Here is a 21,985-nt window from a genome sequence, read left to right as displayed (position 1 = left end):
CGTTCCCGGGGGAGGCCGGCTCGCCAGACGCCCGGGCGTGACGGCCGACTTGATTTGAATAGGTTGCCTATGTAATCTGGGGAGGTGCAGACGGACGACCTCGCCAATGCGCTGCTGCGCTCGGCCGCCGGGCTCTCCCGGTGGGCCAGCCGGCACGCCGACCTCGAGATCCCGTGGGCCCAGGCCCGCGTGCTGTCGCTGCTCGAGGAGCTCGGGCCGGCCCGGGTCACCACCCTCGCCGCCGCCGACGACACGAGCCAGCCGACGATGACCACCCAGGTCCAGCGCCTCGAGGCCGAGGGCTGGGCCACCCGCACCACCGACCCGGTCGACGGCCGGGCGAGCCTCGTGTCCCTCACCGCCGCGGGGCACGAGGCGCTCGCCGGGGCCCGCCGCGCCCGTGCGGCGGCCCTGCGCCCGGTGCTCGAAGGCCTCGACCCCGAGCGGCTGCGGGCCGCTACGAGCCTGCTCAGCGAGCTCGTCGAGGCGACCCGCTCCGCCGCCGGGCACGAGCCCGCGCGCACGACCTCCTGACCACCACCACCCGAGAGGACCACCAGCCCATGTGGCGTCAACCGAAGACCGTCTGGAGCGTCGCGTTCGCCTGCGTCGTCGCCTTCATGGGGATCGGCCTCGTCGACCCCATCCTCAAGCCGATCGCCGACCAGCTCGGTGCGAGCCCGTCGCAGGTCTCCCTGCTCTTCACGAGCTACATGGCGGTCATGGGCGTCGCGATGCTCGTCACCGGATGGGTCTCGAGCCGGATCGGCGCCAAGCGCACCCTGCTCGTCGGGCTGGCCATCATCATCGTCGGCGCCGGCCTCGCCGGGATGCAGGACAGCGTGGGCGGCATCGTCGGCTTCCGGGCCGTCTGGGGCCTGGGCAACGCACTCTTCATCGCCACGGCGCTCGCGACGATCGTCAACGCCGCCCGCGGCTCGGTCGCGCAGGCGATCATCCTCTACGAGGCCGCCCTCGGCCTCGGCATCGCCGCCGGCCCGCTGGTGGGAGGCGTCCTGGGCGGGATCTCCTGGCGCGGACCGTTCTTCGGCGTCAGCGCCCTGATGTTCGTCGCGCTCGTCGCGACGTGGAGCACCCTCCCGGCCGGTGACCAGCGGCCGCAGCCCACCCCGCTGAGCGCGCCGCTCAAGGCGCTGCGCCACCGGGGGCTGCTCACCGTCGGGCTCACCGCGCTGCTCTACAACTTCGGCTTCTTCACGCTGCTGGCCTTCACGCCGTTCCCGCTCGACATGTCGGCGCACGGCACCGGCCTCGTGTTCTTCGGCTGGGGCCTGCTGCTCGCGCTGGCCAGCGTCGTCGTCGCCCCGTGGGTCCAGCGGCACGTCGGCACCTTCACCGGGATGGTGGCCGCGCTCCTGGGCTTCGCCGCCATTCTCGCCGTGATGGCCCTGTTCACCGACCAGAAGGCCGTCCTCGTCACGGGCGTCGTCCTGGCCGGCGGCTTCCTCGGCATCAACAACACGCTCATCACCGAGACGGTCATGAAGGTGGCCCCGATCGAGCGCGGCGTCGCGTCGGCGGCGTACAGCTTCGTCCGGTTCAGCGGCGGCGCCGTCGCCCCCTGGCTCGCCGGGAGGCTCGGTGAGCGCTCGGTGCACCTCCCGTTCTGGGTCGGCGCCGGAGCGGTGCTCCTCGCGGTCGCGGTCCTCTCGACCGGACACCGGTTCGTCCGGACCATCGACGACCAGCCGGGACACGGGGCCGAGCCGATCGAGTCCGAGGACGAGGCGGAGGCCGTGACGCTCGGGACCGCCTGAGCCGCACCGGCGGCCTGCGCCGCGGACCCGCGTGGGTCAGTCGCCCCGGGCCGCCGCCGGCCAGCGCCGGGCGCCCGGACCCTCGACGGCCAGCTCGTCGTCGTGGTTGTAGACCGGGCAGGAGCGCAGGGACAGGCAGCCGCAGCCGATGCACGACGACAAGCCGTCGCGCACCCGTTCCATCGCCTCGATGCGCGCGGTGAGGGCGTCGTGCCATGTGCGGGACAGGCGCTCCCAGTCGCGCTTGGTCGGCGGGTGGTCGACGGGCAGGCCGGCGAGCGCGTCACCGATCTCGGCGAGGCTGAGGCCGAACCGCTGGCCGGCCCGGACCACGGCGATGCGTCGCAGCACGTGCCGCTCGAACCGGCGCTGGTTGCCGCCGTTGCGCACCGAGCGGATGAGTCCCTTCTCCTCGTAGAAGCGCACGGTCGGCACGCTGACGCCGGAGCGTTCGGCGACCTCGCCGATGGCGAGCAGGTCGTGTCGGTCCATCCGTCAAGGATATTCCCTTTGACCTCAGGTGCGCTTGAGGTAGCAGGATCACTCCGTGACCGCGACCGACGACACCTCCACCGTGCCCGCCGCCGCCCACGAGCGGCTGCTCGACCGCCGCCACCTGCCGGTCGTCGTCGGCGTCGTCGCGCTCGTCACCCTCGCCGCCTTCGAGAACCGCGCCGTCCAGACCGTGCTGCCCGTCGTCGTCCGCGACCTCGACGGCTGGGCGCTGTTCGGCGCCTCGACGGGTGCCTCGCTCGTCACCTTCACGGTCGCGATGGCGCTCTCCGGCGGCTGGACCGACCGGCACGGCGCGCGCCGGGTCCTGCTCGCGGGCATCGGCCTCTTCGCCGTCGCCCAGGTCGTCTCGGCCCTCGCCCCGTCGATGACCGTGTTCGTGGCCGGCCGGGGCCTCTCCGGCGCGGCCGAGGCGGTCATCGACACGACACTCATGGTGCTCGTCGCGCAGGCCCTGCCGGAGTCGCTGCGCGCGAAGGTGTTCGCCTCCTTCGCCGCCGCCTGGATCCTCCCGTCCCTGCTCGGCCCGGGGTTCGCGGGCGCGGTCGAGGCGCTCGCCGGCTGGCGGTGGGTGTTCGCCGGGCCGCTCCTCGTCGTGGCCCCCGCGCTGTGGCTGCTGCGCCCGGCGCTCCGGCAGGGCGGGCCGACCGAGGGCGCGACACCCGCGCAGGACTCGGGGGCCCGCAGCCGGCTCGCCGCGTCCCTCGCGCTGGCCGCCGGCCTGGCGGTCACCACCTTCGCCGCGCCCCTGCTCGAGGCCCCGTCGACGCGGGCCACCGGGCTCGTCGTCGTGCTGGCCGGCGCGCTGCTCGTCCTCGCCGCCGCCAGCCGGGCGCTGCCCCGCGGCACCGCCCGGCTCGTCCCCGGCCTCCCGGCGGTGGTCGGCCTGCGCCTGCTCACGTCGGCCGCGTTCACCGGGGTCGGCGCGGTGCTGCCCCTGATGCTCGTGACGACCCACCACGTCTCGGCCGGCGTCGCCGGCGTCTCGCTGTCGGTGACCGGGGTGCTCTGGGCCTTCGGCTCGTGGCTCAACAGCACCGGGGCCGTGCAGGCACGGGTCGGCCCCGGCGCCCGCATCCGCGCCGGAGGCCTGCTCATCGCCCTCGGGGCGGTCGGCCCGGTCCTGCTCGCCCTCGACCTCGTCGGCCTGCCCCTCGGGATGGTCGGCTGGGCCGCCGCCGCGACCGGGATGGGCATCCTCTCCCCCACCCTCTCGACCGAGCTGCTCGAGCACGCACCCGCGGCCGAGCGCGGGCGGGCCAGCGCCGCACAGGGACTGGCCGTCTCGACCGGCGTGGCCCTCCAGACCGGGCTCGTCGGCGGGGTCGTCGCCTGGTTCGGGCCGGGGATGGACGGCCCGCGGTACGCCACCCTCATGGTGGTCGGCGCGGCGGTCGCGCTCGTCGTCGCCGCCGGCGGACCGCGGGTGCGCCGGGCCCGGGATGAGGTCGCCGCCCCCGCTGCGTAGCGTGGGGGGCATGGACCTCCGCATCTTCACCGAGCCGCAGCAGGGTGCCACCTACGACGACCTCCTCGCGGTCGCCCGGGCCGCGGAGGACCTCGGCTACGACGCGTTCTTCCGGTCCGACCACTACCTGCACATGTCCGGCGACGGCACACCCGGCCCGACCGACGCGTGGACGACGCTGGCCGGGCTGGCCCGCGAGACGACCCGCATCCGGCTCGGCACGCTCGTGACCTCGGCGACCTTCCGCCTGCCCGGCCCGCTCGCCGTGGCCGTCGCCGGGGTCGACCAGATGAGCGGTGGCCGGGTGGAGCTCGGCCTCGGCGCCGGATGGTTCGAGAAGGAGCACCACGCCTACGGCATCCCGTTCCCGCCGTTGCGCGAGCGGTTCGACCGCCTCGAGGAGCAGCTGGCGGTCATCACCGGGCTGTGGTCGGCGCCGGCCGGCTCGACGTACGAGCACGACGGCTCGCACTACCCGGTGAGCGACTCGCCTGCGCTCGCGAAGCCCGTCCAGCCGGGCGGGGTGCCGATCATCGTCGGCGGGGCGGGGAAGCGACGCACGCCGTCGCTCGCCGCGCGGTACGCGGCCGAGTTCAACGTGCCGTTCTCGTCGGTGGAGGAGACCCGCGAGCTCTTCGCCCGGGTCGACCGGGTGTGCGACGAGCACGGCCGCGACCCCTTGAGCCTGGTGCACAGCGCCGCCCAGGTGCTCTGCGTCGGTCGCGACGACGCCACCGTGCGCCGCCGCGCCGCCGCCATCGGCCGGGACGCCGCCGAGCTGCGCGCGAACGGGCTCGCCGGCACCCCGGAGGAGGTCCGCGACCGGGCCGGGCGGCTCGCCGAGGCCGGGGCGGCGCGCCTCTACCTCCAGGTGCTCGACCTGCACGACCTCGACCACCTCGCCGACGCGCACGCCGCCCTGACCGGCTGACGCCGCCGGAGGCCGGTCAGGCCGGGACCGTGACCTCGCCGCGCTCGGCCCGCTCGGCGATGTCGCGTCGATGGTGCGACCCGTCGAGCCCGACGGCGTCGACCGCGGCGTAGGCGCGCGCGCGGGCCAGGCCGAGGGTCGCGCCCCGCCCGACGACCGAGAGCACCCGGCCACCGGACGACACCAGCACGCCGTCGGCGTCGCGCGCCGTGCCCGCGTGGAGGACGTACGCGTCCGGCTCGCCGGGCAGGGTGTCGAGCCCCGTGACGGGGTCACCGGTGTGTGGGGTCGCCGGGTAGTCCCGGGCCGCCACGACGACCGTCACGGCGTGCTCGTCGGACCAGCGCAGCGGCTCCGCCTCGGCGAGGCGCCCCTCGGCCGCCGCGAGGAGCAGCTGCCCGAGCGGGGTGCGCAGCCGGTCGAGGACCACCTGGGTCTCCGGGTCGCCGAAGCGCACGTTGAACTCGATGACGCGCGGCCCGCGGACGGTCAGCGCGAGCCCGACGTAGAGGACCCCGGCGAAGGGCGTGCCCCGCTTGGCCATCTCGTCGACGACCGGCTGCGCGATGCGCGCGACGACGTCGTCGGCGAGGCCGGCGGGCGCCCAGTCGAGCGGGCTGTAGGCGCCCATCCCCCCGGTGTTCGGGCCGGCATCGCCGTCGCCGACCCGCTTGAAGTCCTGGGCCGGCGCGAGCGGCCGCACCGTCTGCCCGTCGCAGACGCAGAAGAGGGACACCTCGGGGCCGTCGAGGAACTCCTCGACGACGACCCGGCCGTCCGGCTTCGCCAGGCAGGCCCGGGCGTGCTCGAGCGCGGCGGCGCGGTCGTCGGTGACGACCACCCCCTTGCCCGCGGCCAGCCCGTCGTCCTTGACGACGTGCGGCGCACCGAGGGCGTCGAGGGCCTCCGCGACCTCGTCCTCGTTCGTGCAGACGTGCGCCATCGCGGTCGGCACGTCGGCGGCCGACATCACCTCCTTGGCGAAGGCCTTGCTGCCCTCGAGCCGCGCCGCCTCGGCCGAGGGCCCGAAGCACGCGAAGCCGGCCGCCCGCACCGCGTCGGCGACACCGGCCACGAGCGGCGCCTCCGGACCGACGACGACCAGCCCGACGTCGTGCCGGCGGGCGAGGTCGACGACGGCATCCGCGTCGGTGACCCCGCCGGGCAGCGGCTCGCACAGCGCGACCGCCTCGATGCCGGGGTTGCCCGGGGCGGCGACCACCGCGTCGACGGCGGAGTCGAGGGCCAGGGCCCGGACGACGGCGTGCTCGCGGGCACCGGAACCGATGACGAGGACCTTCACGACAGCAGCCTAGGGCCCGCTCCTCGTCCCGTGCGTCGGACGCCGAGTCCCGGGATGTGGACGCCTGTCGGGGTACGGGGTCACGGTTGGGTCACGACCTGCCGAGGAATTGGCATCGGCCGCACCCCAGCACCGAGGGTGGGGAGGCCGTCGCCCTCGGGCCCCGTCACGACCGGCGCACCTCGACGTGCGCCCGCCCCCGGTGCTCGACCGGTCGCGGCACGACACGAAACCGAACACACACGCAACGCACGACTCGCGAACGACACGAACGGTGGTACGCACACATGCGACTTCGCAGGAACTCTCTCGCCCTGACGGCGGTGGGCCTCACGGCAGGCCTGGCGCTGACGGCCTGCGGGAGCGACGGCGGTGGCTCCGGCGGCGACGACAAGGCCCTCGACGGCGTCTCGGTCACCGTCGGGTCCAAGGACTTCACCGAGAACATCCTCCTCGGCAAGATCCTCGTCAAGGCCCTCGAGGCCAAGGGCGCCGACGTCACGGACCAGACCAACCTCGGCGGGTCGGCGGTCAACCGCAAGGCCCTCACCTCGGGTGAGATCACGGTCTCCCCCGAGTACAACGGCACGGGGTGGACGGTCTACCTCGGCCACGACGACCCGGGCAAGGACCCGAAGGCGCTCTACGAGAAGGTCGCCGAGGAGGACCTCTCGAAGAACCAGCTCAAGTGGGTCGGCAGCTCGCCCTTCAACGACACCTACGGGTTCGCCGCCAACGGCGACCTGGCGAAGAAGGAGGGCGGCTTCGACCTCCAGAAGATGGCCGACTACCTGAAGGCCCACCAGGACGCCACGCTCTGCCTCGAGACCGAGTTCCCCGACCGTCCCGACGGCTTGGTGCTCTTCGAGGACGCGACGGGCTACCAGGTGCCGCAGAGCCAGATCAAGATCCTCGACACCGGGCTGGTCTACACCGAGACGGCCAAGGGCGCCTGCCAGTTCGGCGAGGTGTTCACGACCGACGGCCGGATCACGGCCCTCAACCTCGACCTCGTCGAGGACCCGGGCGTCTTCATCCTCTACAACGTGTCCTACGTCTTCCGGGACGAGACCTACTCGAAGAACGCGCAGACCTACGACGCGCTGGCCGAGAAGATCCTCGCGCCGCTCGACAACAAGAAGATGGCGGAGCTGAACGCCAAGGTCGACGTCGAGGGCGACTCGGCGGACAAGGTCGCCGAGGACTACGTCGACGAGCTCGGCATCACCTGAGCCCGATCCCTCTCCGACACCGACGGAGGCGCCCACCCCGCGGGGTGGGCGCCTCCGTCGTCGCGCGGCGGGCCGCGCCTCAGAGGCCCTTCGGCCGCAGGTAGGTCTCGGCCAGCGCACCGACCCAGTCGAAGGTGAGCGCGACGATGGCCACGAGCGCGGCCCCGATGATGAGCACCGGGTCCTGCTGCAGCTTGAGGCCGACGGCGATCGTCACGCCCAGCCCGCCGCCCCCGATGAGGTAGGCGAGCGTGGCCATCCCGATGTTGAGGATCATCGCGACCCGCACGCCGGCGAGGATGACCGGCACGGCGAGCGGCAGCTCGATGCGGGTGAGCACCCGCCACCGGGTCATCCCCATCCCGCGGCCCGCCTCGATGACGCTGCGGTCGACGCCGTCGAGCCCGACCATCGTGTTGCGCAGCACCGGGAGCAGCGCGTAGAGGACGAGGGCGACGACGACGGTCCGCAGCCCCTGCCCGAGCATCGCCAGGAAGATGATGAGCAGGCCGTAAGCGGGCAGCGCCTGGCCGGAGTTCGCGACCGTGACGATCGCCGGTCCGAAGCGACGCAGCGGTGGTCGGGTCAGGGCGATGCCGAGAGGAACCGCCACGACGACGACGAGGACCGTCGACCACAGCGCGATGGTGAGGTGCTGGACGAGCTGCGGCCACAGCTTCGTGCTCCACTGCAGCGACGAGGACTGCTGGATGACGGAGTCCCCGAGGCCGAGGCTGCGGTAGTAGAGGAAGAGCGCGAGGGCGAGCAGCGCGATGCCGACCGGCGCGAGCTTGAGCCCCAGGTGCTTGCTACGGGCCCGGGCCAGCCAGGACGGCTCGGCCGGCGCCGCGGAGCCGGACCCGGGATCCGGGTCGCGCCCGTCCGTCGTCGTGCCGGCATCGCCGGTCCGCGCCCGGACGGACGTCAGCCCGCTCACGACGCCACCCCGATCCGCTCGTAGTGCTCGCGGGCCTCGACGCGGGCCTGCCGGATGACCCGGTTGAGGTGGGTCAGCCGCACGACCCCGTAGAGCGAGCCGTCGTCGCGGACCACGCAGGCCACCGCGGCCGCGCTGATGAGCATCTGCTCGAGCGCCTCGAAGAGCGTGGCCCCGAGCTCGACCTTGGCGAGCACCTCGGTCCCCGACTCCGCGGTGACGCGCTCGGCGGACTCGAGGTCCTCGACCGAGAGCCACCGGGTCGGGCGGCCGGTCTCGTCGAGGAGCAGGACGTACGCGGCGTTCGCGTCCTGGGCCGCCCGCAGTGCCCGCGCGGGGTCGTCGTCGACGCCCATCGTCGGGTACGGGTCGAGCTCGACGGCGTCGTCGACCACCTCGAACTGCAGGCCCTTGAGGGTCGAGCCGCTGCCGATGAAGTCGCGCACGAAGTCGTCGACCGGGAAGGCGAGGATGCGCTCGGGGGTGTCGATCTGGCGGATGTGGCTGCGCTCGCCGAGGATCGCGATGCGGTCGCCCATCCGGATCGCCTCGTCGATGTCGTGCGTGACGAAGACGATCGTCTTGCGCAGCTCGGCCTGGAGGCGGAGGAACTCGTTCTGGAGCCGCTCGCGGGTGATCGGGTCGATGGCCCCGAACGGCTCGTCCATGAGCATGATCTCGGGGTCGGCGCCGAGCGCCCGGGCCACGCCGACCCGCTGCGCCTGGCCCCCGGACAGCTCGCGCGGGTAGCGGTCGCGGTAGGTCTCCGGGTCGAGCCCCACCATCGTCAACAGCTCGTCGACCCGCTCGCTGACGCGGGCGCGGTCCCAGCCGAGCATGCTCGGCACGGTCGCGATGTTCTGGGCGATGCTCTGGTGCGGGAAGAGGCCGACCTGCTGGATGACGTACCCCATCCGGCGGCGCAGGCGGTCGGCGTTGACCGACGTGACGTCCTCGTCGTCGAGGTGGATGGTGCCGCCGGTGGGTTCGATCATCCGGTTGACCAGCCGCAGCGTCGTGCTCTTGCCGCAGCCGGAGGGGCCGACGAGGACGAGGATCTCGCCCTCCTCGACCTCGAGGCTGAGGTCCTCGACCGCCGGGGTGCGGCTGCCGGGGTACTTCTTCTCGACGTGCTCGAGTCTGATCTTGGGGGCGTGGCTCATGGTCGTCTCTCGTCTGGTCTCGTGCGGGGGCTTCGGTGTCGTCGCGAGTCGTCGGTCGGGGTCGTCCGCTGGGTGGGCGCCGCTCGGCGCCGGGGGCTACGCCCGCAGCCCCTTGGAGGTGGTGGCGCGCTGGACCCCGGCGAAGGTGAGGTCGAGCAGGAGGCCGAGCAGGACGGTGAAGACCGTTCCGGTCCACACCGACTCGAGGCTGTTGGGCAGGCCGAGGCGGGTCAGCCCGCCCTGGATGTACTCGCCGAGGCCGTCGCCGCCGACGAGCACCGCGATCGCCGCGATGCCCACGGTGATGAGGCTGGAGACGCGGACGCCGGCCATGACGACCGGCCAGGCGAGCGGCAGCCGGATCCGCAGCAGCTGGCGCACCGGACCCATCCCCATGCCGCGGGCCGACTCGACGACGGCAGCCGGGACCGAGTCGAGGCCGGTAACCGTGTTCCGCAGGATCGGGAGGATGGCGTAGAGGAACAGCGCGAGCATCGCCGGCGTGTTGCCGATGCCGACGAGCGGGATGAAGATCGCGAAGAGCGCGAGCGAGGGGATCGTGAGGAAGATGCCGCTGATGGCCAGCGCGAGGGCGCGCGCGGTCGGGTGGCGGTGCACGACGACGCCCAGGACGACCGAGAAGAGGGTCGCGCCGAGGACGACGACCAGCACGATCCGGGCGTGGTCCCAGGTCGTCGCGAGGATCTCGTCGGGGCGTCCGGAGACATAGGTGATCCAGCTGGTGATTCCGTCCACGGGGTCTGTCCTCCGGACATTCGGGGAGCGACCACACCGGGCTCGGGAGCGTGGCCGGGCTCTCAGTCCTACCAGACGGCCGGGGGTGGCGTCAGGGGCCCGGGGGCAGGTCGTGTCCGTGCTGTGACCTTTCGGCGGCGCGTTCGCCGGAGTCGCGCTCGGCCCGTGGCGGGCCCCGACTAGACTGGCGTGTTCCGTGTCCGGCCGACCACTGCGAGGAGAACGGCGTCCCGTGACGACCCACCACCCGGGCCAGCCCGAGGCCTCCGCCGACGTCGAGCGCGAGGTCGCCGTCGAGCAGGCGCACGTCGACCGTGTGTACGCCGAGCTCGAGAAGGCCGCCCTGCGCGCCCGCGACGTGGAGGCCGACGGTCTCGCCCGGGGGCGCACCGACCGCACCGGCGACGTCCGCGACGAGGAGCTGACCGGGCTCTTCGAGCGCGACGCCCTCGTCTTCGCCGCCGCCCGGCGCCGGGCGATGATCGACACCCAGTACGAGGGCCTCGTCTTCGGGCGCCTCGACCTCGGCGCGGAGGACTCGACCGCCGCCGAGCGCGAGGTCCGGCACATCGGCCGCCTCGGCGTGCGGGACGACGACTACGAGCCGCTCGTCGTCGACTGGCGGGCGCCGGCGGCCGCGGCGTTCTACCGTGCGACGCCCGTCGACCCGATGGGGGTGGTCCGGCGCCGGGTACTGCGCTGCCGCGGCGCCCGCGTCGTCGGCGTCGAGGACGACCTCATGGTCCCCGAGGCGCCGGAGGACATCGTCGTCGTCGGCGACGGCGCGCTCATGGCGGCCCTCACCCGCAGCCGCGGCCGGCAGATGCGCGACATCGTCGCCACCATCCAGCGCCACCAGGACGAGGCGATCCGCGCACCCTCCCGCGGCGTCACCGAGATCACCGGCGGCCCCGGCACCGGCAAGACCGTCGTCGCCCTGCACCGCGCGGCCTACCTGCTCTACGCCGAGCGCCGGCGGTTCGAGCACGGCGGCATCCTCGTCATCGGCCCGTCGGCCGCGTACACCGCCTACATCGAGCGTGTGCTGCCTTCTCTCGGTGAGGAGTCCGTGGCGCTGCGGGCCCTCGGCGACGTCGTCGACGGGATGACCGCGGTGCGCCCGGACACCCCGGAGGTCGCGGCCGTCAAGGGGTCGCTGCGCATCCGCCGGCTGCTGTCGCGGCTCGCGTCCCGGGCTCCGGTCGGGGCGCCGACCACGCTGCGCGCGTTCGTCGCCGGCCACGCCGTCCGGCTCGACGAGGGCGCGCTGCGCCGGGTGCGCGCGGAGGTGCTGCGTGACCACCAGCACAACCTCGGGGCGGACGCCGCGCGGGCAGCCCTCGCCGAGGCCGCGTGGCGCAGCGTGCGCCAGGGCGAGCGGTCCGACTTCCTCGACGCCTTCGACGCCTCGCGCGACGTCGACGAGTTCATGGCCGCGTGGTGGCGCCAGCTCGACCCCCGCGAGCTGCTCCTCACCCTCGCCGACACCGAGCACGCCTACGCCGTCTCCCGCGGGGTCCTCGACCAGGAGGAGGCCGCGGCGCTCGCCGCCTCCGTCCGCGAGTCGCTCGCGACCGGCGAGTGGTCGGTGTCCGACGTCCCGCTCGTCGACGACCTGCTGGCGCGGCTCGGCGCGGTCCAGGAGGCCGAGCGCGAGGACAGCGGGTTCTACGACATCGAGGAGCTCGACGACCTCGCCTCCTACGGCGTCCAGGACGTGCGGGCCGGGCTCGGGCGCGGCGGGCCGGTCGAGACCCGAGCCGTCGTCACCCCGGCCGACGCGCACGAGCGCCTGCTCGCCGGTCGCATCGAGCGGGCCGCGGCGTACGCCCACGTGCTCGTGGACGAGGCCCAGGACCTCTCCCCGATGCAGTGGCGGATGGTCGCCCGCCGCGGCCGGACGGCGTCGTGGACCGTCGTCGGCGACGCGGCGCAGGCGTCGTGGGCGGACCTGCCGGAGGCGACGCGCGCCCGGGAGGAGGCGTTCGCCGGGCTCGAGCGGCGTGGCTTCCACATGGACACGAACTACCGCAACGCCCGCGAGATCTTCGACCACGCCCGGGACGTCATCCTCCCCCTCGTGCCGGACGCCGACATCCCGGAGGCGGTGCGCGAGACCGGCGTCGAGCCGGTCGACCGCGTCGTCACCGGTGGCCTGGTGGAGGCGGCGGCGGACGCGGTCGACTCGCTGCTCGAGCAGGTCGACGGCTCGGTCGCCGTCGTCACCCCGCGACGCTGGGCGGAGCGGCTCGCGGCCCTCGACGGCGCGGGCGACGGACGCGTGCAGGTCATCGACCCGCTCTCGACCAAGGGCCTGGAGTGGGACGCCACGGTCGTCGTCGACCCCGACGCCATCACCGAGGAGTCCCCCGGAGGCGTGCGCGTCCTCTACGTCGTGCTGACCCGTGCGGCGCACCGGATGCACGTCCTGCGCCCCGTCTGACCGTCCGTCCGGCAGGGCGCCGATACCCGCCCCGCGACCCACCCCCACCCGTCGCGCGCGTATCGGGTCACCCGATACGGCCGCGCTTCACCCCGGAACCGTTCTCGGGTGAAGCGCCGCGTTATCGGGTCACCCGATACTCGCGGGACGCCGGAGCGGGGGTCAGGCGTCGAGCAGGGCGTGCCGCTGGATGATCTCGTGCCGCCCCGGGCCGACACCGATGGCCGACACGCGCGCCCCGATGAGCTCCTCGACCCGCAGCACGTAGCGCTGCGCGGCGGCCGGCAGCTCCTCGAAGGTGCGGCACCCCGAGATGTCCTCCCACCAGCCGTCGAGCATCTCGTACACCGGCTTGGCGTGGTGGAAGTCGCTCTGCGACACCGGCATCTCGTCGTGCCGCACACCGTCGACCTCGTAGGCGACGCAGACCGGCACCTTCTCGAACCCGGTGAGGACGTCGAGCTTGGTGATGACGAAGTCGGTGACTCCGTTGATGCGCGTCGCGTACCGGCCGATGACGGTGTCGACCCAACCGCAGCGGCGCGGGCGCCCGGTCGTCGTGCCGTACTCGGCGCCGGTCTTGCGCAGTGTCTCGCCGTCGTCGTCGAACAGCTCGGTGGGGAACGGGCCCTCGCCGACGCGGGTCGTGTACGCCTTGAGGATGGCGATGACCCGCGACACCCGGGTGGGCGGGATGCCGGAGCCGGTGCAGGCGCCGCCGGCGGTCGCCGACGAGGACGTGACGAACGGGTAGGTGCCGTGGTCGACGTCGAGCAGCGTCGCCTGGCCGGCCTCGAGCAGCACGTTCGCGCCGGCGTCGAGCGCCTGCTCGAGGACGAGCGCGGTGTCGGCGACCATCGGCCGCAGCCGCTCGGCGTACCCGAGCAGCTCCTCGACGACGAGGTCGACGTCGACGGCGCGCGTGTTGTAGATCTTCACGAGCACCTGGTTCTTGAACCCGAGCGCCGCCTCGACCTTCTGCCGGAGGATGCCCTCGTCGAAGAGGTCCTGGATGCGGATGCCGACGCGGTTCATCTTGTCGGCGTACGTCGGCCCGATGCCCCGCCCGGTCGTGCCGATCCGGCGCTTGCCGAGGAACCGCTCGGTGACCTTGTCGAGCGTGCGGTTGTACGGCGCGATGACGTGCGCGTTCGAGGAGACGACGAGCCTGGAGGTGTCGACGCCGCGGGCCTCGAGGCCGTCCAGCTCCTGGAAGAGCACCTCGAGGTCGACGACGACGCCGTTGCCGATGACCGGGGTCACCGACGGCGTGAGGATCCCCGAGGGCAGCAGGTGCAGCGCGTACTTCTCGCGCGTGCCGTCCTCCCCCTCGACGACGACGGTGTGCCCCGCGTTGTTGCCCCCGTTGAACTTGACGACGTAGTCGACGTCGGTGCCCATGAGGTCGGTGGCCTTGCCCTTGCCCTCGTCGCCCCACTGGGCTCCGACCAGCACGATCGCCGGCATGCCCGGCTCCTTCCCGACGGCTGCGCCGGGACGGCCTGCCCCGGCGTGGCGAAGGCCCCTCGCGGATCGCGCCGGGGCCTCGTCCGCCCCACCCTACCGCGACGCGACCGGGCCCCGGCGAGCCCGTCCGTTCGCTCAGTGCCGACGGCTCGCGAGGACCCACCCGAGCTGGAAGCGGGTGTCGACGCCGTTGACCGACATGAGCCGGGCGACGCGGCGACGCACGGTGCGCAGGCTCACCCCGAGGTGCCGCGCGATGGCCTCGTCCTTGACGCCGAGCTCGAGCAGCTCGACGAGGCGGGGGTCGCCGTCACCGTCCCCCTCGTCCGACGGCACCGGCACCGCGTGCCGCCAGGCGAGGTCGAAGTACGCGGTGTAGAGCCGGATGACCAGCGGGTCGCGCAGCAGCACGTACCCGGCCTCGACGTCGTCCCACTCCCCGAGCGCGACGACCGCCGTCTCGCCGAAGACCGCGAACTCGGTCGACGTCGTCGGGAGCACCCGCTGGTCCTCCCCGGCCTCCGCCCAGATGCCGAGCCACCGCTGCCCGCCGGGCGTCGTAAGCACCTCGGCCGGGTAGACCGCACGCTGCGGGTCGCCGCGCTCGATCCGGTCGCGGTTGACCCGGACGGTGGCCTCGTCGAGCGCCGGCCCCTGGTCGACGGTGAGGACGAAGTTGCGGACCATCCCGCGGCTCTCGGTGAGCAGCCGGTTGACCACCGTCGGGGTGACGGCCGGCGCCAGGGGCTCGGCTCCGGTCTCGCGGGCGCCGAGGCTGCGGCTCGTCGCCGAGGTGAGCAGCCGGGCCGCCTCGTCGAGCTCGCGGCGGCGGGTCTCGACGCGCTCCTGCTCGAGGCGCAGGTGCTGCTCGAGGAGGAGCAGGATGCCGCCGTCGGAGTCGCCGCGGTGCTCCGCCAATGCCCGGTCCTCCCCCTCGCCCACGCGGCGGAGACCCGCTCTGACGTGGCCATTTGCTGCCAGTGGCAGCCAAGTGTCGCACGATCGAGGGCTGCGCAGGCACGATTGGCGGGCGCAGCCGAGGACGCAGGGGACCATCGGGGTGCGCGTTCCGTGGCGAGAGCGGAGCGAGGACGATGTCCCGGTGGTTGTTCCACGGCTGACCGGGGCCCGGGCGCCTGAGCGCCCGGGCCCTCGTCGTGGCCTCGAGGACCGGCGTCCGGCCGGCCGCCCGGTCTAGAGACCGAGCTCGCGCGCTCCCGTCGCGCTCGAGGCCCGGAGGAACTCCGCGCAGCGGTGCCGCTCCTCCTCCTCGCCGATCACCCCGGCCGCTCGCGACAGGGCCGCCAGCGCGCGGAGGAACCCCCGGTTCGGGGCGTGCTCCCACGGCACCGGGCCCTGACCCCGCCAGCCGCTGCGGCGCAGGGCGTCGAGGCCACGGTGGTAGCCGGTGCGCGCGTAGGCGTACGCCTCGACCGGCCGGTCGTCGGCGAGGGCGTCCTCGGCGAGCACGGCCCAGGCCAGCGAGGACGCCGGGTGCGCGGCGGCCACCTGGTCGGGCGCGACGCCGTCCTCGAGCGGGCGGGCGGCGGGGTCGTCGGGCAGGTGGGTCGGCGGGATGCCGAGCAGGTCGCTGGTGCTCATGGCGCCACGCTAGCCGCCGGTCCGGCCGGGCGTGACACGGGAAACCCCGGGGTCGCACGGGAAGCGTTCCGGTGCGACCCCGGGGTTTCCGGCACCAGGCGGGAAACCTGGGGTCAGGCGGGGTGGGTGCCGGCCGAGCGCAGGTTCTGGCAGGCCTCGACGACCCGCTGGGCCATCGCGGCCTCGGCCTCCTTGCCCCAGGCGCGGGGGTCGTACTGCTTCTTGTTGCCGACCTCGCCGTCGATCTTCAGGACACCGTCGTAGTGCTTGAGCATCCAGTCGGCGACCGGACGGGTGAAGGCGTACTGGGTGTCGGTGTCGACGTTCATCTTGACGACGCCGTAGTCGACCGCCGCCGAGATCTCCTCGGGCAGCGAGCCGGAGCCGCCGTGGAAGACGAGGTGGAACGGCTTCTCGTCCGGGGTGCCGAACTCCTGGTGCACGGCGTCCTGGGCGGCCTTGAGGACCTCGGGGCGCAGCTTGACGTTGCCCGGCTTGTAGACGCCGTGCACGTTGCCGAAGGTCAGCGCCGTCATGTAGTAGCCGTTCTCACCGGTGCCGAGGGCCTTCGCCGTGGCGATGGCGTCGGCCGGCGTCGAGTACAGCTTGTCGTTGATCTCGTGCGCGACGCCGTCCTCCTCGCCGCCGACGACGCCGACCTCGATCTCGAGGATGACGTTCGCCGCCCGGCAGAGCGCGAGCAGCTCCTCGGCGATGACGAGGTTCTCCTCGAGCGGCACGGCCGAGCCGTCCCACATGTGGCTCTGGAAGATCGGGAGCCCCCCGGCCTTGACGCGCTCGGTCGACGCGGCGAGCAGCGGACGGACGAAGCCGTCGAGCTTGTCCTTGGGGCAGTGGTCGGTGTGCAGCGCGATGTTGACCGGGTAGTTCTTCGCGACCTGCTCGGCGTACGCGGCGAGCGCGAGCGAGCCGGTGACCATGTCCTTGACCGTCGAGCCCGACGCGTACTCCGCGCCGCCGGTGGAGACCTGGATGATGCCGTCGGAGCCGGCCTCGGCGAAGCCGCGGATGGCGGCGGTGACGGTCTGGCTCGACGTGATGTTGATGGCGGGGTACGCGAACGAGCCGTTCTTGGCCCGGTCGAGCATGTCCGCGTAGACCTCGGGCGTTGCGATGGGCACGATGCCCTCCTCGATGACGTGGGGTGCCGTACGTCACCGATCTTTCCACCATCGCCACGCCCCCGCCGAGGGTGTCCGCCGTCTCACACGATCGCGCCCTGCCGGGCGCTGGCCGGTGGACGCGGCAGGGCGGGGCGGCGCCTGCACGCCGCCCCGCCCGGGGGCCGTCCCCCGGGCCCTGCTTCCCGGGATCCGACCGGCCGAGTGGTCCGACGGACCCTCTGCCGACAGGGACGGACCGGATGCGGTTTCGGTCTCTGTGTGGAAGTCATCCTGCGACGTTCAGTGTGCCTGTGTCCCCGGAACGGAGGAACTCGACAGGTTCGACGACGGAATCCGTGGGGCCGGTGTGACGGCCGTGGCCCCCGGTGCGGATGCGTCGGCGTCCGACCCGAGGTGGCTGCGGTCCGGGTGGGTAGGCGTGCTCAGGCGTCCTCCGGCGCGTCCGCGGGACCATCGGCGCATGGAGACCCTCGACGCCCGCGCCGTCGCGGCGGCCACCCCCGCCTCAGGCAACCGCGTCGTCGACCTGCTGCGGGTCGCGGCGCTCGCCGTCGTCGTCCTCGGGCACTGGCTCCTCGCCGCCGTGACCGTGCGCGACGGGCAGCTGCGCACCGGAGCGGTCCTCGACCTCGCCCCGTGGACGCACCCGCTCACCTGGGTGTTCCAGGTGATGCCGGTCTTCTTCCTCGTCGGCGGCTACGCGAACGCGGTGTCCTGGCGGCGGGCCCGGGAGCGGGGAGCGGCCTGGCCCGAGTGGCTGCGGGCCCGGCTGCGGCGGCTCCTCGTCCCCGTCGTCCCGCTCCTGCTCACCTGGGTCGTCCTGCTGACGGTGGCCGTCGCCGCCGGCGTCGACCGCGGCTCGCTGCGCACCGCCTCGCAGGTCGCCCTCGTCCCGACGTGGTTCCTCGCCGCCTACGTCGTCGTCTGCGCGGTCGCCCCGCTGACCCTCCTCCTCTGGGAGCGCCTCGGGTGGGCGTCGGTCGTCGGCGCGCTCGTCGTCGGCGGCCTCGTCGACCTCGTCAGCCTGACCAGCGGACCGTGGTGGGTGGGCTTCGCGAACTACGTCGTCGTGTGGGGTGCGGTCCACCAGCTGGGGTACGCGTGGCTCGACGGCCGGCTCGACGGCACCGCCCGGCGTCTCGGCCTGGCCACCGTCGGCGCCGTCGGCCTCGTGGCGCTGGTGTGGGCCGGGCCGTACCCCGTCTCGATGATCGGCCTCGACACCGCCGTCGTGAACAACAGCTATCCGACGCGGGTGACGCTCGGGTTCCTCGGCCTGCTCCAGGCCGGGGTGGTCCTGGCCCTCGAGCCGGCGCTGCGGCGCTGGATGGCCCGTGACCGGCCGTGGGCGGTCACCGTCGCCCTCGGCACGCGGATGATGAGCGTCTACCTCTGGCACCTGACGGTCATGGTCCTCGTCATCGGCGCCTCGCTGCTGCTCGGGGGGCTCGGGCTCGGGGTCGAGCCGCTCTCGCCCGGGTGGTGGGCCTCCCGGCCGCTCTGGTGGGCACTCCTCGCGCTGGGGACGGCGGGCCTCGTGGCGGTCGTCGGCCGCGTCGAGCAGGTGCGCCCGACCCGTGGCCCGGTGGCCCCGTGGCGCCCGGTGGCGGCGGCCGTGCTCGGCTGCGGCGGCCTCGGCGTGATGGCGGGCCAGGGGCTCGTCGCCTCGTCCGGGCTGCGCTGGTGGTGGGCGCTGCTGCCCGTCCTCGGCGTGGCCCTCATCCGCTCGCGGCGCGCAGACCGTCCCGGCGAGCGGTGAGATGGGCCAGCTCGACCTCGTTGCGGCACAGCTGGATCGCCCGGTCGAGCTGGGCGACGGCTGCGTCGTCGTCGCCGGTGCGAGCGAGCAGCTCCCCGCGGACGGCCGGCAGCCGGTGGCTCCCGGCGAGGGCCGCGTCGAGGCCGTCGAGGGCGGCCAGTCCCGCCGCCGGCCCGTCCCGCTCCGCGACGGCCACGGCCGCGGCGAGCCGGGCGCTGGGTGACGGGTTGACCTGCAGCAGCGCCTCGTACGCGTCGCAGATGCGGTCCCACCGGGTGTCCTCCGGGGTCGGGGCGAGCGCGTGCTCCGCGGCCACCGCCGCCTGCAGCCGGTAGGACTCGACGAGCGGGTCCGGGCTCGGCCCGACGCCGGCGAGCACGCCCACCGCCTCGGCCACCTCGTCGTGGTGCCAGCGGGCGCGGTCCTGGTCGGGGAGCAGGACGAGCTCGCCGTCGGGTCCGACCCGGGCGTGGCGGCGGGAGTGCTGGAGGAGGACGAGGGCGAGCAGCGCCCGCAGCACCGGCTCGTCGGGGCGCAGCGCCGGGGGGACGCGGACCAGCCGCACCGCCTCGCCGGCCAGGTCGGCCCGCAGCAGGTCGGGCCCGGACCCCGGGGCGTAGCCGGCGGTGAACGCGAGGTAGGCGGTCTGGGCGACGACGCGCATCCTCGACGGCAGGTCGGCGGCGCCGGGCACGCCGTACGGGATACCGGCCGCGACGATCTTCTTCTTCCCGCGGGTGATGCGGGCCGCCATCGTCGCCTCGGGAACGAGGAAGAGCCGGGCGATGTCGGCCGTCGTCACGCCGACGACGAGGCGCAGGGCGAGGGCGCTGGCCACCTCGGGCGCGAGCGCCGGGTGGCAGCACATGAGGACCAGCCGCAGCCGGTCGTCCTCGACGAGGTCACCGGGGTCGGCCATCGCCCCTCCTCCGGGTCGGGTGGCGTCGACGACGAGCAGGGGCTCCTTGCGGGCCGCCATCGCCTCGGCCCGCAGCCGGTCGACGACGCGGCGCCGCGCCGCGGTGAGCAGCCAGGCGGCCGGGCGCTCGGGGACGCCGTCCGCCGGCCAGTGCCGGGCCGCCGCCTCGACCGCGTCGCCGAGCGCGTCCTCGACGAGGTCGAGGCGGCGGAACTGCCCGAGGAGGAGCGCGACGAGCCGCCCCCACTCGTCGCGGACCGCCGCGGCCAGCGCCTCCTCGGGCGTCACGCCGACTCGTACCCCTCGACGCCGACGACCGGCCGGATCTCGACGGTGTACGAGGCGGGCAGCAGCCGGGCGGCGGCGATGGCGTGGTCGAGGTCCGGGAGCCGGACGTCGTAGTAGCCGCCGACCTGCTCGGTGAGCTCGGCGAACGGGCCGTCGGTCACGGTGCGCTCCGGGCCGCGCAGGGTCGTCGCGGTGTCGGCGTCCCCGAGGGCCGCGCTCGAGACGCGCTCCCCGTGGGCGTCGACGAAGCGCTCGAAGGCGTGGTGGGCGTCGAAGTACCCCTGCCGGACCTCCGTGCTCGCGTCGGCCCAGATCCCCGGCTCGTAGGCGATGAGGACGAGGTAGCGCATCACGACGGCGCCGGCCCGTCGTCCTGCTGGCCGGTGCCGGCCACCATGTCGCGCAGCTCGATGAGCTCGCCCCGCGCGGCGAACTCGGTGCAGATCCGCACGAGGTCGGCCCGGTCGTCGGTGTCGAGGAGGTAGAAGCCGACCACCTGCTCGACCGACTCGGTGAACGGGCCGTCGGTGACGAGCGCCCCGCCCTCGCCGTCGGGGCGCATCGAGGTGGCCTCGGCCGACGGCGTGAGCGGGCCGGCGACGACGATGCGGTGTCCGCCGGCGGCCAGGTCACGGTGGAACTGCTGGTGGCTGCGCATCCCCTTCTCGTGCTCCTCGGGCGGCAGCTGCGCCCACTCGGCCTCGGGGGCGGGCAGCAGGACGAGGTGGCGGCTCACGCGGTCCGGTCCTCGGGCGTGACGGTGCGCCGGACCTCGACGGTGTCGCCGAGCGCCGCGATGATGCGGCAGCAGTCGAGCAGGTCGTCGAGGTCGTCGGACTCCACCTGGTAGAAGCCGCCCACCTGCTCGGCGGTCTCGGTGAACGGGCCGTCGGTGACGTCACCGCCGCCACCGGGGATCCGCTTGCCCTCGCTGGTGGCGTGCAGCTCGGCACCGCCGGTGATCCGGTGACCGCGCCGGGACAGCTCCTCGGAGAAGCGGGTGTACTCGGCGTACCCCGCGGCCCGCTGCTCGGGGTCCATCGTGGTCCACCAGCGGTCGGCGTCACCGACGATGAGGACGACGTACTCGGTCATGGCCTGCTCCTTCGCTCACGGCCACCCGGACGGCGACCTCACCCCGGTGACGAACGGGCCCGGCGGCATTCGACAGGTCTACCGAACTTTCTCCCCGGATGCGTCGACGCGGGCTCGGCCGGTCATCCGGCGAGCGCGGCGGCGAGGAGGCGCAGGGTCTCCTCGCGAGCCGGCGCGCGGTCGGCGGGCGTGCCACGGGTCGCTCCGGCGACGGGGTGGACCATCACCTCGTCGACGCCGAAGGTCGCGGCGAGCTCGCGGACCTGCGCCGCGGCGTCGTCCGGGGTGCCGACCACCCAGCGCCGGAGCATCTCCGACCCCAGCTCCTCGTGCGCGGCCGGCACCGCCACGGCCTCGGCCTCCTCGACGAGCAGCTGGGCGGCCAGCGGCTGGCCGGTGCGCAGGGCCACCATCGAGCGGACGTTGGGCAGCGCGAGTCGCCGAGCCTCCTCGGCGGTCGGCGCGACGACGGCGTTGACGGTGAGGAAGGTGCGCGGCTCCGGGTGCGCCTCGGACGGCTGGTACTGCGAGCGGTAGAGGGCGAGCGCCTCGGCGGTCCCCCGGCCCGAGAAGTGGTGCGCGAAGACGTACGGCAGCCCGCGGGAGGCGGCGAGCCGGGCCGAGAAGTCGGAGGATCCGAGCAGCCAGACCGTCGGGACCGACGCGGCGCGCGGGGTGGCCCGCAGGACGTGGTCGCCGGTGGCGAGGCGCAGTCCGACGCCCTCCGGCGACATCATCGCGAGGACGGCGTCGACGTGGTCGGGGAAGCGCTCGGCGGCGTCCGCGTCGACCCCGCCGCCCCCGCTGCGCAGCGCCCACGCCGTGACCGGATCGGTGCCGGGGGCGCGACCGAGGCCGAGGTCCACCCGGCCGGGAAAGGCCGCCTCGAGGAGCGCGAACTGCTCGGCGACGACGAGCGGCGCGTGGTTGGGCAGCATGACCCCGCCCGAACCGACCCGGATGCGCTCGGTCGCGGCGGCCACCATCGCGGCGAGCACGGGCGGGTTGGTGGCGGCGACGGCGGGCATGTTGTGGTGCTCGGCCAACCAGTAGCGGCGGTACCCCTGCTCGTCGGCGACCCCGGCCAGCGCGCGGGTCGCGGCGAGCGCGTCGGCCGTCGTCTGGTCGGAGCGGACGGGGGCGAGGTCGAGGACGGAGAGCGCGGGGGTGGTCACCCGAGGTGCAG

21 protein-coding genes are annotated in these 21,985 nt (G+C 74.2%); 7 read left to right on the top strand and 14 right to left on the bottom strand.

The window, feature by feature from the left end:
- The first annotated feature begins 84 nt into the window (after nt 1-84).
- Together PKA89_RS15590 and PKA89_RS15585 are read left to right on the top strand one after the other, a co-directional pair.
- Entirely contained in the window at nt 85-534 is a 450-nt protein-coding gene (locus PKA89_RS15590) for a MarR family winged helix-turn-helix transcriptional regulator (protein WP_324421064.1), read from the top strand.
- A gap of 29 nt (nt 535-563) precedes the next feature.
- Nucleotides 564-1,778 (top strand): MFS transporter, encoded by a 1,215-nt coding sequence (locus PKA89_RS15585; protein WP_324421063.1) that lies wholly within the window; start codon nt 564-566, stop codon nt 1,776-1,778.
- A 36-nt stretch (nt 1,779-1,814) separates the two neighbouring features.
- On the opposite strand, the gene soxR is transcribed toward PKA89_RS15585, so the two are convergent.
- Entirely contained in the window at nt 1,815-2,270 is a 456-nt protein-coding gene (soxR, locus tag PKA89_RS15580; RefSeq protein ID WP_324421061.1) for a redox-sensitive transcriptional activator SoxR, read from the bottom strand.
- Nucleotides 2,271-2,325: 55 nt separating this feature from the next.
- Between soxR and PKA89_RS15575 the strand changes: the two genes are divergently transcribed.
- Both PKA89_RS15575 and PKA89_RS15570 read left to right on the top strand, forming a co-directional pair.
- The gene (locus PKA89_RS15575; protein ID WP_324421059.1) at nt 2,326-3,759 is read left to right on the top strand and encodes an MFS transporter; all 1,434 of its coding nucleotides are present in this window, start codon (nt 2,326-2,328) and stop codon (nt 3,757-3,759) included.
- 10 nt (nt 3,760-3,769) lie between these two features.
- Nucleotides 3,770-4,690, top strand: a complete 921-nt coding sequence (locus PKA89_RS15570) for an LLM class F420-dependent oxidoreductase (RefSeq protein WP_324421057.1) — start codon at nt 3,770-3,772, stop codon at nt 4,688-4,690.
- Nucleotides 4,691-4,706: 16 nt separating this feature from the next.
- Here the strand turns inward: PKA89_RS15570 and purD are convergent, their stop codons facing one another.
- Complete coding sequence (gene purD, locus PKA89_RS15565; RefSeq protein WP_324421055.1) at nt 4,707-5,993, bottom strand: phosphoribosylamine--glycine ligase; 1,287 nt, start codon at nt 5,991-5,993, stop codon at nt 4,707-4,709.
- 287 nt (nt 5,994-6,280) lie between these two features.
- On the opposite strand from purD, the gene PKA89_RS15560 reads away from it, so the two are divergent.
- The gene (locus tag PKA89_RS15560; RefSeq protein WP_324421054.1) at nt 6,281-7,225 is read left to right on the top strand and encodes a glycine betaine ABC transporter substrate-binding protein; all 945 of its coding nucleotides are present in this window, start codon (nt 6,281-6,283) and stop codon (nt 7,223-7,225) included.
- 79 nt (nt 7,226-7,304) lie between these two features.
- On the opposite strand, the gene PKA89_RS15555 is transcribed toward PKA89_RS15560, so the two are convergent.
- The 3 genes from PKA89_RS15555 to PKA89_RS15545 form a co-directional block, all read right to left on the bottom strand.
- A complete protein-coding gene (locus PKA89_RS15555; protein ID WP_324421052.1) occupies nt 7,305-8,162 on the bottom strand; it encodes an ABC transporter permease in 858 nt (285 codons plus the stop codon).
- On the bottom strand, nt 8,159-9,325 hold the full coding sequence (locus PKA89_RS15550) for a betaine/proline/choline family ABC transporter ATP-binding protein (protein WP_324421050.1): 1,167 nt from the start codon (nt 9,323-9,325) through the stop codon (nt 8,159-8,161). The genes PKA89_RS15555 and PKA89_RS15550 overlap by 4 nt, the downstream gene beginning before the upstream one ends.
- 96 nt (nt 9,326-9,421) lie before the next feature.
- A complete protein-coding gene (locus tag PKA89_RS15545) occupies nt 9,422-10,081 on the bottom strand; it encodes an ABC transporter permease (RefSeq protein WP_324421048.1) in 660 nt (219 codons plus the stop codon).
- A gap of 232 nt (nt 10,082-10,313) precedes the next feature.
- On the opposite strand from PKA89_RS15545, the gene PKA89_RS15540 reads away from it, so the two are divergent.
- A complete protein-coding gene (locus PKA89_RS15540; RefSeq protein ID WP_324421047.1) occupies nt 10,314-12,524 on the top strand; it encodes a UvrD-helicase domain-containing protein in 2,211 nt (736 codons plus the stop codon).
- Between the two features lie 162 nt (nt 12,525-12,686).
- Here the strand turns inward: PKA89_RS15540 and PKA89_RS15535 are convergent, their stop codons facing one another.
- The 4 genes from PKA89_RS15535 to fbaA all read right to left on the bottom strand — a co-directional run bounded on the left by PKA89_RS15535 (nt 12,687) and on the right by fbaA (nt 16,735).
- Nucleotides 12,687-13,991 (bottom strand): adenylosuccinate synthase, encoded by a 1,305-nt coding sequence (locus PKA89_RS15535; RefSeq protein WP_324421045.1) that lies wholly within the window; start codon nt 13,989-13,991, stop codon nt 12,687-12,689.
- 135 nt (nt 13,992-14,126) lie between these two features.
- Nucleotides 14,127-14,909, bottom strand: coding sequence for a DUF6879 family protein (locus PKA89_RS15530; protein WP_324421043.1), 783 nt, complete (start codon nt 14,907-14,909; stop codon nt 14,127-14,129).
- A gap of 276 nt (nt 14,910-15,185) precedes the next feature.
- Nucleotides 15,186-15,593: a DUF3151 domain-containing protein gene (locus tag PKA89_RS15525; RefSeq protein WP_324421041.1), complete on the bottom strand. Its 408-nt coding sequence runs from the start codon at nt 15,591-15,593 to the stop codon at nt 15,186-15,188.
- Between the two features lie 113 nt (nt 15,594-15,706).
- Nucleotides 15,707-16,735 carry a class II fructose-bisphosphate aldolase gene (fbaA, locus tag PKA89_RS15520; protein ID WP_324421039.1) on the bottom strand — a complete coding sequence of 343 codons (1,029 nt, stop codon included), beginning with the start codon at nt 16,733-16,735 and terminating at the stop codon, nt 15,707-15,709.
- A gap of 463 nt (nt 16,736-17,198) precedes the next feature.
- Between fbaA and PKA89_RS15515 the strand changes: the two genes are divergently transcribed.
- The gene (locus PKA89_RS15515) at nt 17,199-18,497 is read left to right on the top strand and encodes an acyltransferase family protein (RefSeq protein WP_324421037.1); all 1,299 of its coding nucleotides are present in this window, start codon (nt 17,199-17,201) and stop codon (nt 18,495-18,497) included.
- Here PKA89_RS15515 and PKA89_RS15510 read toward each other — a convergent pair.
- The 5 genes from PKA89_RS15510 to PKA89_RS15490 all read right to left on the bottom strand — a co-directional run bounded on the left by PKA89_RS15510 (nt 18,457) and on the right by PKA89_RS15490 (nt 21,974).
- Nucleotides 18,457-19,704 carry a DUF6596 domain-containing protein gene (locus PKA89_RS15510; protein WP_324421035.1) on the bottom strand — a complete coding sequence of 416 codons (1,248 nt, stop codon included), beginning with the start codon at nt 19,702-19,704 and terminating at the stop codon, nt 18,457-18,459. The genes PKA89_RS15515 and PKA89_RS15510 overlap by 41 nt on opposite strands.
- On the bottom strand, nt 19,701-20,054 hold the full coding sequence (locus tag PKA89_RS15505; RefSeq protein WP_324421079.1) for a YciI family protein: 354 nt from the start codon (nt 20,052-20,054) through the stop codon (nt 19,701-19,703). Before PKA89_RS15505 ends, PKA89_RS15510 begins: the two co-directional genes overlap by 4 nt.
- The gene (locus tag PKA89_RS15500) at nt 20,054-20,440 is read right to left on the bottom strand and encodes a YciI family protein (protein ID WP_324421033.1); all 387 of its coding nucleotides are present in this window, start codon (nt 20,438-20,440) and stop codon (nt 20,054-20,056) included. The genes PKA89_RS15505 and PKA89_RS15500 overlap by 1 nt, the downstream gene beginning before the upstream one ends.
- Nucleotides 20,437-20,799 carry a YciI family protein gene (locus tag PKA89_RS15495; RefSeq protein WP_324421031.1) on the bottom strand — a complete coding sequence of 121 codons (363 nt, stop codon included), beginning with the start codon at nt 20,797-20,799 and terminating at the stop codon, nt 20,437-20,439. Before PKA89_RS15495 ends, PKA89_RS15500 begins: the two co-directional genes overlap by 4 nt.
- A 122-nt stretch (nt 20,800-20,921) precedes the next feature.
- Nucleotides 20,922-21,974 (bottom strand): LLM class flavin-dependent oxidoreductase, encoded by a 1,053-nt coding sequence (locus PKA89_RS15490; RefSeq protein ID WP_324421029.1) that lies wholly within the window; start codon nt 21,972-21,974, stop codon nt 20,922-20,924.
- Between the last annotated feature and the right edge of the window lie 11 nt (nt 21,975-21,985).

Source organism: Phycicoccus sp. (assembly GCF_035325325.1).
GTDB lineage: Bacteria > Actinomycetota > Actinomycetes > Actinomycetales > Dermatophilaceae > Phycicoccus.
This window is presented reverse-complemented; position numbering and strand designations above follow the sequence as displayed.

What these genes read in the sequence shown, in the direction of transcription:
- PKA89_RS15525 (WP_324421041.1), bottom strand. Translation starts at nt 15,593, where the DNA reads ATGAGCACCAGCGACCTGCTCGGCATCCCGCCGACCCACCTGCCCGAC.
- PKA89_RS15535 (WP_324421045.1), bottom strand. Translation starts at nt 13,991, where the DNA reads ATGCCGGCGATCGTGCTGGTCGGAGCCCAGTGGGGCGACGAGGGCAAG.
- PKA89_RS15585 (WP_324421063.1), top strand. Translation starts at nt 564, where the DNA reads ATGTGGCGTCAACCGAAGACCGTCTGGAGCGTCGCGTTCGCCTGCGTC.
- PKA89_RS15560 (WP_324421054.1), top strand. Translation starts at nt 6,281, where the DNA reads ATGCGACTTCGCAGGAACTCTCTCGCCCTGACGGCGGTGGGCCTCACG.
- PKA89_RS15505 (WP_324421079.1), bottom strand. Translation starts at nt 20,054, where the DNA reads ATGCGCTACCTCGTCCTCATCGCCTACGAGCCGGGGATCTGGGCCGAC.
- PKA89_RS15550 (WP_324421050.1), bottom strand. Translation starts at nt 9,325, where the DNA reads ATGAGCCACGCCCCCAAGATCAGACTCGAGCACGTCGAGAAGAAGTAC.
- soxR (WP_324421061.1), bottom strand. Translation starts at nt 2,270, where the DNA reads ATGGACCGACACGACCTGCTCGCCATCGGCGAGGTCGCCGAACGCTCC.
- PKA89_RS15570 (WP_324421057.1), top strand. Translation starts at nt 3,770, where the DNA reads ATGGACCTCCGCATCTTCACCGAGCCGCAGCAGGGTGCCACCTACGAC.
- PKA89_RS15515 (WP_324421037.1), top strand. Translation starts at nt 17,199, where the DNA reads ATGGAGACCCTCGACGCCCGCGCCGTCGCGGCGGCCACCCCCGCCTCA.
- PKA89_RS15495 (WP_324421031.1), bottom strand. Translation starts at nt 20,799, where the DNA reads ATGACCGAGTACGTCGTCCTCATCGTCGGTGACGCCGACCGCTGGTGG.